This is a genomic window from Geminicoccus sp. (assembly GCF_035556675.1).
Lineage (GTDB): Bacteria > Pseudomonadota > Alphaproteobacteria > Geminicoccales > Geminicoccaceae > Geminicoccus.
The window spans coordinates 1-8,472 of record NZ_DATMFZ010000087.1 but is presented as its reverse complement, the minus strand read 5'-3'; the positions used below and the strand labels follow the sequence as shown (position 1 = coordinate 8,472).

The window sequence follows — 8,472 nt, the reverse complement described above, 5'->3', positions numbered from 1 at the left end:
GACAGCCTGATGGCGTGCCGGCAGGCAATGGCGCCGCGTCGGCAACCGGTGATGTTCGCGGGGATGCGAATCCGGATCGGCGACGGGGTGCACCGGCAGGAGGGCGAGGATGGGGCGCTCATCGCGGTGCACCACCCGGGGATTGGGTGGGTAGGGGCGAGGAATCCGTGCTGCACCTAAAGGAAGAACGGCTGAACGCCGGCTCTTCTGAAGACTCGGGGTACAAATCAGGCCGGAGTTCGCTGCGCCGTACCTTCCCACCCGTCAAGCGTTCGACCTGTAGTACCCGGGTCGCGGGCGTCCGTCGCCACTGGCTTACAGCCTGAGGGGTAATTCCGAGTTCCGCTGCCAATCGCCGAGTGGACCCGCATATGCGGATGGCGCGCAGAAGAGCTTGGCGGTGGCTAGACGTGATCATGGAGCGTGAACGTAAGCTACGCTTTCCGATTCGGCAAGTTAAACTTTCCTAGACCTGGGAAAGGAACGCTTTACACCGAAGTGCTGCTCAAAAGAGGTTCCCGCTATGACGTCCTCAGTTCCAGATGTGCGGAAGGATTGGCTCTCTGGAGCGGTAGGCCTGCCAGAGCGCCTCCACCGTGCTCGCGTCCTCACCAAACTCTCTCAGGCAGCTGTTGCAGAGAGGTTGGGAGTCAGTCGGGCCGCAGTCTCGCAGTGGGAAACCGGGGCTACTAAGCCAGAAATGGATCGGCTCAGAGCAATTTCTCAGTTGTACGCCATTCCGCTCGAATGGCTTGTAACCGGAGAAGAGATATTTCTCGAACGAGATTTAGAGGAAGTTCGTAAACAGAAGGCAAAGGATTCTATTTGGCACTTTGAGAATGACGCAATACCTTACCGAAGCTGGAGTGAGATTACTGAATGGGCCGATCTTTCGGAAGAGTATAGAACTATGCTTGAAAAAGGATGGGGCCTACATCCATTTCAGTTTAATGTGGACTCTCGCTATAATAGATCTTTCAAGCCGGTAGATTGCTTCGCCTCAGACATAGGAGACGACAGCATGGCTCCAACTTTTCAGACGCGTGATGTAGTGATGTTTTGGGGGCTATTCGGCACCGAGCCATTTCCGGGCTCCGATGTGTTGGCAGTTCCCACTCCTGGAGCGCGCCCTGTCCTGCGACGCTTCCGACCAATCCGCATAGATCAGGAGGGCCGATGGCAGGAGTGTGAATTGGTTCCCGAGAACCCCAACTGGCCCATTATCCATTGCACAAGCCCTGAGCTTGTTACCTTCGTGGCCATTCCGATCGAACTTCATCGGATGCTTCCCGGCAGGGGAAGCGTCTCTATCGGGGAATGGAAAGTATAACTTGACGAATTCGGAAAGCACCGCTTACACATCCAGCCATGGAAGCTGTAGGGGTAAGCATCGTGCGTTCCCATTCCGACACTCCCGACCTGCTTGTCGCGGCCGCGCGGCCGGCCATGGCGCAGGCGACCGTCACCGATCTCGCCCTCACCACGCATGAGGGTGAGGTCCGCATCCTCGACACCGATCTTGCCGAGCGGCTTGGCTTTGAGCGCCCTCGCAAGATCCGCGATCTGATAGGGCCCCACCGCGGGGCGCTTTCCCAGCTCGGCGAACTCGCCACGACCGAGATCGTGGTAGGCAAGGGCCAGCGGACCACCGCCTACCTTCTCAACAAGAAGCAGGCGGTGTTCATCACCGCAAAGTCCGAGACCGCCGAGGCGACGGCGATCACCATCGAGGTCATCGAGCGGTTCGACGCCTATGAGCGCGGGCTGCTCGCCTCCCCCGCTCCGGCACCGCAGCTCCGCCGCCGGGTCAGCGCTGCCCGCGAGGCCGCTTCCACCTTCCGGGCCTATCGCGGCATTGCCCGGCTGGTGGGGCTCGACGACAACCAGGCGGCGCTCTCCGCCGCCCGGGCCACCAGGAAGCACACCGGCATCGACCCGCTGGAGGATCTGGGCATCACCGCCTTGATCGCCCCGCGACAGGAGGTGCTGCTCACCCCCTCCGACATCGGCAACCGCCTGGGCGGCCGCTCGGCGATCGCGGTGAACCAGATGCTGGCCGAGCGCGGCCTGCAGACCGGCCACCGCGACGCCAAGAACCGCACCTACTGGGAGCCGACAGCGAAGGGCCTGCAGTATGCGACGGTGCTCGACACCGGAAAGCGCAGCGGCGACGGCACGCCGGTCCGGCAGGTGAAGTGGTCGGCCAGCGTGGTGGACCTCCTGAGCCAGGAGAGCGCGCCATGCTGACGCCGCCGAACAACGGCGCACCGGAGGGCCGCCACGCGATCCGCGCCCAGCGCCGGCGCGCCTTTACCGCCCTTGCGCATCGCCAGCACGTGCAGGAGCTGCGCGGCCTGGTGGACACCTTCGCCGGCACGGAGGTCGGCCGCGATGCCTACCATCGCGCGTGGCGGCTGCTCTATCGGGCGGAAGCCTGGGAAGCCCTGGCGGAGGGCGATGCCGCCCTTGCCCGCTCCTACCACCGTGCCGCCATCCGGCCAGCCGCGAGGGCCTTCGCATGAGCGCGCTTCGCAACGACCTGGCTGCACGGGTTCCCGCGGCGAACAATGACCGAACCTTCCGCACGCCCCCTGCCCTGCAGAAGGTCGCGGGACGCGTGCAGGTGGGACCGAAGAATGCGGCCGACATGCCGCAGGTCGCTGCCCTGGAAAAGGCGTCGCGCCAGCCGCTCTCGGTGCGCGAGATCTTCCAGCACCTGCAGGCACTCTGGCGCCTGATGCGCTTCGATCCCAGCAAGCAGCCGATGGCCGACGCCGAGGTGTCGCGCACGATCGCGCTTGAGAAGCGGCTGCTGGGAAAGCTGATCTCCACCCGGAGCACCGGCCTATCCGACATCGTGTTGAAGATGAGGGTGGTCGTCGAGGGCAAGGACCTGCCGGATGCGCTCGAAGCTCGACTGCGGGTGCGCGCGCTCCGGGAGCTGCGGGAGGCCAGGATCTCGGCGCCGCCTGCCGCGGGCGAGAACGGGCGCGTGGATTCCCTGCATCTTTCGACGCCGGACACGGCGCTCTCCGATCTGGCGGCGCGGCACATCGCCAATCTCCGTGCCTTCAATACCAGCGACGAGATCAATGGCGCGGACGGCCCACTCTGGGCGGCCTACGAGGCAACGCGCGATGCGATCTCGGCCGCCAAGCCCGCCTCGCTCGACGACATGCTCGCCAAGGCCAGGGCCGCGAAAGCGGAGGCAACGGACAGCAAGGGCCGTGAGCGGCCTGAAGGCAGCATGGCAGCGAATTGGGCCTGGGATCTGCTGAACGATCTGCTTCGGCTTGCTAGGCAGCCGGACGCAAAACTCCGCTCGGGTCCGGTGGCGTCTGCGCAAGCATGCCCCGCGTCTGCGATCGCCGATCAGCTGGACGCCGCCTTCGCGGCCGAACGTCACGCCGAGCGTCACGCCGGGAAAAGCACTCGGAACCTGAACCAGGCACTCGCGTTCGAGCGCATCGAGACGCTGATGAAGCTGGCGTCCGTCACCCAGGCGACCAGCCTGCGGGGTGCTGCTGCCCAGGTCCTGGCGGCGGCCGACTATGCGAGCAACCTCCTGGCCTTCGACGGTATGGATCAGGATGAAGCCGCAGAGGCGATCCTCCGGCTAATGTTCTCCGCCAGCAGAATCCTGCAGGAGGACCCCAGGGCCGCGCTCCCTCCGGACCTGGTCGACGCCGTGTTGGGCGAGCACCGCAACCCGTTCCTCACCAACTTGGAGCAGGAGGAGGTCGAACGGGCAGCGGGGACGGACCGCGCCCTCGACACCGCTTCCCAGGCTGGGGAGTCTCTGTGATGGCGGTCTCGTCCGCGTCCCCTGCCCTCCTCGGAAATGCCGAGTTGCTGATCCTGACCATTGCCGATGGGATCGACGTGCTGGCCGACCTGCAGGCGCTGCTGCTCGAGATTCGGATTGCCCGCCATGACGCCGTCGAGGTTCGACGACTGGCGAACGAGGCGCTGGACCGCACCTCGGAAGGCCTGGACATCCTGCGGCTGGATGCCGAGGAGGGCGCCGAGGATGCCTGAGGCGCCGCGGGTTTCCCTCTGCCGCTCGATCGACACCGCACCCCGAGATGGCCGCGAGATTGCCTACCTCGCTCCAATCGAGGGAGACCACCCAGAGGTGCCGCTCTGGACCCTTGGTCGCGCGCGCTGGCTCACCGCTGCCCAGTGTGTCGAGCACTTCGGTGGCAGCCTGGACGAGTATGTGGACGGCTGGAGCGACGACGCGGGGGACGACCCCCTACCGACGTACTGGCTGCCAGCGGAGTGCCTGCCTGAGGAGGCAAGGCAATGCGAGTAGCCGGCACAGCATCCGCTCCGCCACCTTTTAGGCATTTCATTACGATGAAAATCAATCTGCCATTGCGCGCCAAAGGGTTGATTGATGACAATGATGTGCAACGCACGGATTCTCTACTGGACGCTGTGGAGGTTTCGCCCTCGAAGCTCCTAGAACATAAGAATGACTCGCAGGCTGAAGCTTCTACTTTGTCAAAACCTTGGTGTGGCCGGCCCGACCCTGATACTCCTCGCACTTTGTGGCACGATGGGAGTTGTCTCGGCGAAGCTGACAATGGGGCCTCACTCCCAGCCTGTGGTCCAAGCGCACCACAACGGGTCCATCAAACTGCGCATCGGCCGCAACCAGGTTTGCGACCCGAGCTACAGCGAGCGCGAGTGCAGAAGGCCGTCAATTGCTCAGCAGGAAGCTGTCGAGAAGAGGGCGACTGTTCATCTCAGCGCAGCAGAGAGGCCAGCAGGTCGCTAACGTGTGGTAGGCGTTGCCCCGGCCTAGGATACAGGCGCGCTCCAGTAGCCTTGCAGCCCGGAAACGCGTGATGGCACTCCGGCGATCCGTCAGTCAGTTGCCGGACTGGCCTGTCCTCCTGGACCAGGCGCAGGCCTGCCGCTTCCTGTCCTACACGCGCGCGCAGTTCCATGCGCTGGTGAAGGCTGGACTGCTACCGCCCCCGCGCGAACATCATCCTGGCGAGCCGCGCTGGTACCGGCGAGAGCTGGAGCGCTGCCTGGATCGCCTGTACCAGCTCGAGGAATCCCACAGCGATGAGCATGCGAAGCTCGCCGCCCGCCGTGCGCTCGACTCCTACCAGCCCGCTCCCGCACGTCGAGCGAACCCGCAACAGCCGCGGGCAGGTCTACCTGTACTACCGGCGCGGCGGGCAAAGGATACCCCTCCCCCAGCCTGAGGGTTCGGCGGCGTTCCTGGCTGCCTACGACCAGGCGCATGCGAGCATGCAGCGGCGTCACGGACCGGAAGCGAGCGGCAGGCACACCGTGGGCGACGCCGTGACGGCCTACTTGGCCAGCGCCGACTACCAGCAGCTGGCGCCCACGAGTCGCGCCGACTACCGGCGGACCCTTGACCAGTTTCGTGGCGCATTCGGAGAGCTGCCGCTCAAGGCCCTGGACGAGGGGTGGATTGAGGAGCTCCGGAGCAAGCATGCCGACCGGCCGATCACCTGGAACGGACTTCGTAGCCGGATGATCGTCGTGGTCCGGCTTTACCGGCGGCTGCATCCAGGAGCTCTGCCTGCCAATCCGTGGGAGGCATCGCGCCGGCTCAAAGTCGAGAAGTCGAACCAGAATCGTCCCTGGAAGCCGGACGTACTGCTGAAGGTCATGCGCGCCGCGACCCCGGAGTTCCGCGCCCTTCTGACCGGCTATCTCCTGACGGTCCAGCGCGGCGGTGACGTCACCCGCTTCAGCCCGTCCCAGTACGACGCGGAGCAGCGAACGCTCACTGTGGAGCAGAGCAAGACCGGCGAGGCGCTGGTCCTGCACGTGCCCGGTAGCCTGGCCAAGGTCCTCGATCACATGAAGGGCCAGCACAACGATCGGCTGTTCCTCACCCCACGGGGCCAGCCCTGGACCACGGCAAATGCCCAGGAGACGCTTGCGCGGTTGCTCGGTCATCTGGGCCTGGAGCGGTACACACTTCACGGGCTTCGGGCGACTGGGCCGGTAGCTCTGAAGCTGCTCGGCTTCGAGAACCGCGCCATTCGTGCGCTCACGGGCCACACGAGCGACGCGAACCTGGAGGTCTACCTCCGCGGCGTGGACCACTATCCGCTGGCGCGTCAGGCTCAGGAGGCGCTGGAACAGCAGTTCTCAGCGCTGCTGGAGGAAGCGGAGGACGGGGCGAACACGAGGCGGTTTGCAGGGGTAACAGGACGGGCGGCAGTGAGGCGGCGCGAGTAATTTCGGACCGCCGAAGGCAGGAAGCTCCATTCAGGAAGGGCGGCTCACGACCCAAAGATGACTCTTAACTCGGGCAAGCCCATGTCCGCTCTTAGCAAGAGCGTGGACATTACCAGCGGACATGGGATCGGCAGCTACGCACCCATATCGGACATCAGCACGACGCGCAGGAACTCCTAAAGGCAGACAGTAGGCCGAAGAGGAAGCCATCGCTTGGTCTTCTCTCCGCCTTCGGAGACGGATGTCTGCCGCTTGGTGACGGTCAGCGAATGTGGCCCTGCAAAACAGATTTCTGTTGCTAAATAGTAACTATTTTGCTCTGCTTCTTTGACTGCCGGACCAAGGACGAAGCGATGCGGGCCATCGCCCTCTTATTGATTGCGCCATGGGTGATCGGCGGATGCACCTCTGCGCAACAAGACCACGTCCAAAGTCTGGCGCAGGTATCTGTCGTCGTAGCTGCCCTAAAGTGTGCCTTTTCAGATGCTCTTATGGCAGAGCGCGCCAATGGTATCCGCCGTCTTGAAGGCGCGGTCGCGGCTGGTAAGCTAACCTTCAAGGCAGTACACACAAATGGACGCGAGGCCGGTGCGAAGTTGGTAGCTGCTGCTCCGGGCCCGTTCGTCTTCCCGTTCGCAGGCGGGTCAGGAAACATCACGGGTAATGTCTCCCGCGGCGTAACCCGCACCGACACATTACAGACAGAAATGCCTTTCCGCTTCGTCCTCTATGCTGCGGACAACCGGGCTTGTGATGTCATCAGGCAATCGGATCAAGTCAGATACGGGTTGTCCGAGTGGCTAGCAGCGCTGATTACCGGCGCCAATCAAAACATCGCTTATGATCCTCCTGGTCAGATTGACGCAATCTCGTTCGACCAAGATTTTGCGGTTACGAACGTCACAAAAGGTGGACTCGACTTTAATCTTGTATTTCTCTCGTTATCCGCGTCTGTCTCTGCCCAGCGTAACGACGTCCAACATCTTTCCTTCACTATCGCTCCAGCAAGCGACAACAACCCTCCACCAACCGTTGCCGAAGATCGGCTGAGGAGACTGCAATATGGCTACTAAGCCTACCAAGCCGGAACCAAAGCCATCGAGCGAACCTGTAAAGCCAAAACCTGGTCTTGGCCCTCTGAAAGAGGCACCGAAAGACAAGTGACGGCCAGTGGCTTTCCTGAACCGCCATTCACTTCGTGCTGCTGCACCCGTGCCAGGAACGGACCGCCAACCATTTCACGAGGGAAGCGGCCGTTCGCGCAGGCGTCTCTTGCACATTGAAGTGGCGGGGGCCTCATTTAGATCCACCTAGTCGCGTCAGCGGTGAGCGCACGCGGCCAGGAACTTCTGGGCCGGCCGGCAGTACCCGAAGGCCCGGCCTCCAGCGACCTATAATCTTCAGCGGCATGGTAAATGCCGCTGGTCACCCGGCCCGCTCTTACCTCTTGGTATGCTGCGGATACCTGGCACTAATTTGCCTCACGCTGACCCCATTCTGATGAAGTTTCAGTTCCAGCGCATCGTCATCAACGCGGGTCCTGAGGTAATGGCCCACAAGCCGGCTGAACTCATCTTCATGCTGCCGCTCCACACCGTCAGTTTCATTTAAGCGCGCCGCCAGGAGGTCGAATGCCGCGAGTTCAGTCTCATTGAGGGCCGATCTGATGGCGGCGACGGTCACCTCCGATGCAGCGGCCACATCGGCTTCAAAGCTGCCGCGGGACTTCTGCTCGTACTCTGATCTCAGCTGCTTGAACTGAGCAGCCACCTCATTCCCCGAGGGCTCATATTGCTGCAAGAGAGCTTCGAAGCTTGCAGTCTCTTCGGCGCTGCGTTCAGGTGTCGCTAGCAGGCGGCGGAACTCATTGGCCACGTCGGCGGGCATCCTCGCCGCGGTAGCCCGATTGATCGCCTCCACATAGTCGAGGAAATTCGGAAGATACCCCGCCAACTGTCCCGCGCTTGACGTTGCTTTCACTGACCGGAGATGGTGGATGGTCTTGCGACGCGGGGCGGGGCGGTGCCTCTGCTTCTTCATGAGCGAGCCTTTGGTGCGCTGATCGCCAGCCCTAGCGTGTTGGTTTCGCAAGTCACGGAAAAAGCTTCCATATTCGTCACCACGTTGGTAACACGGGTTCGAATCCCGTTGGGGACGCCATCCTTGTTTCGCAGAGGTTCCTGCCGATTGCTTGACAGTCGGCGCCTCAGTTGCGGGTCAAGTTGCAGCCTTTGCCTT

At 62.9% G+C, this 8,472-nt stretch carries 10 protein-coding genes; 8 read left to right on the top strand and 2 right to left on the bottom strand.

Features of this window, described 5'->3' with window-relative positions:
* Window positions 1–180: hypothetical protein (locus VNS22_RS07190; RefSeq protein WP_325731040.1), on the top strand; the 180-nt coding region annotated here is incomplete at its 5' end.
* Here VNS22_RS07190 and VNS22_RS07185 read toward each other — a convergent pair.
* Window positions 119–418 carry a transcriptional regulator gene (locus tag VNS22_RS07185; protein ID WP_325731038.1) on the bottom strand — a complete coding sequence of 100 codons (300 nt, stop codon included), beginning with the start codon at window positions 416–418 and terminating at the stop codon, window positions 119–121. The two genes, VNS22_RS07190 and VNS22_RS07185, sit on opposite strands and share 62 nt — an antisense overlap.
* Window positions 419–523: 105 nt before the next feature.
* On the opposite strand from VNS22_RS07185, the gene VNS22_RS28525 reads away from it, so the two are divergent.
* From VNS22_RS28525 to VNS22_RS07155, 7 genes are all read left to right on the top strand, one after another.
* Window positions 524–1,330 carry a helix-turn-helix domain-containing protein gene (locus tag VNS22_RS28525; protein ID WP_414653333.1) on the top strand — a complete coding sequence of 269 codons (807 nt, stop codon included), beginning with the start codon at window positions 524–526 and terminating at the stop codon, window positions 1,328–1,330.
* 62 nt (window positions 1,331–1,392) lie between these two features.
* Window positions 1,393–2,247 carry a hypothetical protein gene (locus VNS22_RS07180; RefSeq protein WP_325731036.1) on the top strand — a complete coding sequence of 285 codons (855 nt, stop codon included), beginning with the start codon at window positions 1,393–1,395 and terminating at the stop codon, window positions 2,245–2,247.
* Window positions 2,241–2,522 carry a hypothetical protein gene (locus VNS22_RS07175; protein ID WP_325731034.1) on the top strand — a complete coding sequence of 94 codons (282 nt, stop codon included), beginning with the start codon at window positions 2,241–2,243 and terminating at the stop codon, window positions 2,520–2,522. Before VNS22_RS07180 ends, VNS22_RS07175 begins: the two co-directional genes overlap by 7 nt.
* A complete protein-coding gene (locus tag VNS22_RS07170) occupies window positions 2,519–3,805 on the top strand; it encodes a hypothetical protein (protein WP_325731033.1) in 1,287 nt (428 codons plus the stop codon). The genes VNS22_RS07175 and VNS22_RS07170 overlap by 4 nt, the downstream gene beginning before the upstream one ends.
* A gap of 44 nt (window positions 3,806–3,849) precedes the next feature.
* Window positions 3,850–4,038: a hypothetical protein gene (locus VNS22_RS07165; protein ID WP_325731032.1), complete on the top strand. Its 189-nt coding sequence runs from the start codon at window positions 3,850–3,852 to the stop codon at window positions 4,036–4,038.
* 1,041 nt (window positions 4,039–5,079) lie between these two features.
* Window positions 5,080–6,234, top strand: a complete 1,155-nt coding sequence (locus tag VNS22_RS07160) for a tyrosine-type recombinase/integrase (protein WP_325731031.1) — start codon at window positions 5,080–5,082, stop codon at window positions 6,232–6,234.
* A gap of 353 nt (window positions 6,235–6,587) precedes the next feature.
* On the top strand, window positions 6,588–7,307 hold the full coding sequence (locus tag VNS22_RS07155) for a hypothetical protein (RefSeq protein WP_325731030.1): 720 nt from the start codon (window positions 6,588–6,590) through the stop codon (window positions 7,305–7,307).
* Window positions 7,308–7,674: 367 nt separating this feature from the next.
* Here VNS22_RS07155 and VNS22_RS07150 read toward each other — a convergent pair whose 3' ends face one another.
* Window positions 7,675–8,109, bottom strand: coding sequence for a hypothetical protein (locus VNS22_RS07150; RefSeq protein WP_325731028.1), 435 nt, complete (start codon window positions 8,107–8,109; stop codon window positions 7,675–7,677).
* Window positions 8,110–8,472 lie beyond the last annotated feature (363 nt).

Coding starts and splice junctions, on each gene's coding strand:
- VNS22_RS07175 (WP_325731034.1), top strand. CDS start 2,241: ATGCTGACGCCGCCGAACAACGGCGCACCGGAGGGCCGCCACGCGATC.
- VNS22_RS07170 (WP_325731033.1), top strand. CDS start 2,519: ATGAGCGCGCTTCGCAACGACCTGGCTGCACGGGTTCCCGCGGCGAAC.
- VNS22_RS07185 (WP_325731038.1), bottom strand. CDS start 418: ATGATCACGTCTAGCCACCGCCAAGCTCTTCTGCGCGCCATCCGCATA.
- VNS22_RS07155 (WP_325731030.1), top strand. CDS start 6,588: ATGCGGGCCATCGCCCTCTTATTGATTGCGCCATGGGTGATCGGCGGA.
- VNS22_RS07160 (WP_325731031.1), top strand. CDS start 5,080: ATGAGCATGCGAAGCTCGCCGCCCGCCGTGCGCTCGACTCCTACCAGC.
- VNS22_RS28525 (WP_414653333.1), top strand. CDS start 524: ATGACGTCCTCAGTTCCAGATGTGCGGAAGGATTGGCTCTCTGGAGCG.